The sequence below is a fragment of the Ensifer sp. EB106-03-01-XG145 genome (genome assembly GCF_058792075.1).
Genome location: NZ_JBYTEC010000063.1, coordinates 1 through 1,618 on the forward strand (window position 1 = coordinate 1; position 1,618 = coordinate 1,618).

Annotated in this window: 2 protein-coding genes; both read left to right on the forward strand. The window is 65.5% G+C overall.

All coding sequences use genetic code 11. The features are described 5' to 3' along the window. Positions 1-750, forward strand: a 750-nt coding sequence (locus AC3WWH_RS34715) for a 5-dehydro-4-deoxyglucarate dehydratase (protein WP_492377623.1), incomplete at its 5' end; no start/stop codon positions are given. A gap of 20 nt (positions 751-770) precedes the next feature. Continuing rightward, on the forward strand, positions 771-1,618 hold an 848-nt coding region (locus AC3WWH_RS34720; protein ID WP_492377624.1), incomplete at its 3' end, for a mandelate racemase/muconate lactonizing enzyme family protein.

The following is a 1,618-nucleotide window of genomic DNA, read 5'->3' on the forward strand; positions in this document are numbered from 1 at the left end:
GGCGAGTTCTTCTCGCTGAAACCCGATGAAATCCCCGGCATCGTCGCCGCCGCCAAGGAGGTTGCCGGCGAAACGGCGATCGTATCCGGCTGCGGCTATGGCACCGAGATGGCGGTCGATATCGCCCGCTCGGTCGAGCGGGTCGGTGCCGATGGCATCCTGCTCCTGCCGCACTACCTGATCGACGCGCCGCAGGAAGGGCTTTACGCCCATGTGAAGAAGATCTGCCAGTCGGTCGGCATCGGCGTCATGGTCTATAACCGCGATAACTCCGTACTGCAGGCCGACACGCTGGCGCGGCTCTGTGACGAATGCCCGAACCTGATCGGCTTCAAGGATGGCACCGGTGATATCGGCCTCGTGCGCCAGGTCACCGCCAAGATGGGCGACCGGCTGATGTATCTGGGCGGCATGCCGACGGCGGAACTCTTCGCCGAGGCCTATCTCGGTGCCGGCTTCACCACCTATTCCTCGGCCGTCTTCAACTTCGTGCCGGGGCTTGCCAACGAATTCTACGCGGCGCTTCGCGGCGGCGACCGCGCCACCTGCGAGCGCATCCTCAACGATTTCTTCTATCCGTTCATGGCCATCCGCAACCGCGCCAAGGGCTATGCCGTTTCGGCGATCAAGGCGGGCGTGCGCCTGCAGGGGTTCGATGCGGGTCCGGTGCGCAGCCCGCTCAAGGACCTGACGGGGGCCGAAGTCGAGATGCTCGACGCCCTCATCGGCAGTCACAAGCGCAAGTCCTGACCGGGGGAGGGAGGAGTGGCATGAAGATCACCGCCGTCCGCACGCATCTCCTCGAGCACCGGCTGGCGGTGCCGTTCGAAAGCGCGTCGATGCGCTTTGATCGGCGCGCGCATGTGCTAGTCGAGATCGAATGCGATGACGGGACGGTCGGCTGGGGCGAATGCCTTGGGCCGGCGAGACCCAATGCGGCCGTGGTTGCGGCCTATTCCCCCTGGCTGATCGGCCAGGACCCGCGCCAGACCGAAAAGCTCTGGGCGATCCTCTACAATGCGCTGCGTGATCAGGGGCAGCGCGGCCTTGCGGTTACGGCTCTCTCCGGCATCGACATCGCGCTCTGGGATATCAAGGGCAAACATTACGGTGCCTCGGTCTCGATGCTGCTTGGTGGCCGCTGGCGCGAGAGCGTGCGCGCCTATGCGACCGGCAGCTTCAAGCGCGACGGCGTCGACCGCGTCTCCGACAATGCCATGGAGATGGCGGAACGCCGGGCGCAAGGGTTTCACGCCTGCAAGATCAAGATCGGCTTCGGCATCGACGAAGACCTGCGCGTCATCCGCGCGGTGCGCGAGGCGATCGGCGATGAGATGCGGCTGATGATCGATGCCAACCATGGCTACACCGTCACCGAGGCGATCCGCCTCGGCAAGGCGGCGGCGGACTACGATATCGACTGGTTCGAGGAGCCTGTGGTGCCGGAGCAGCGTTCGGCCTATCGCGAGGTCAGGGCCGGGCAGCCCATCCCGGTTGCCGGCGGCGAGACCTGGCACACCCGTTACGGCATGTGGCCAGCGATCGAGAGCCGCGCCGTCGACATCCTGCAGCCGGATCTCTGCGGCTGCGGTGGGTTCTCCGAGATGGCGAAGATTGC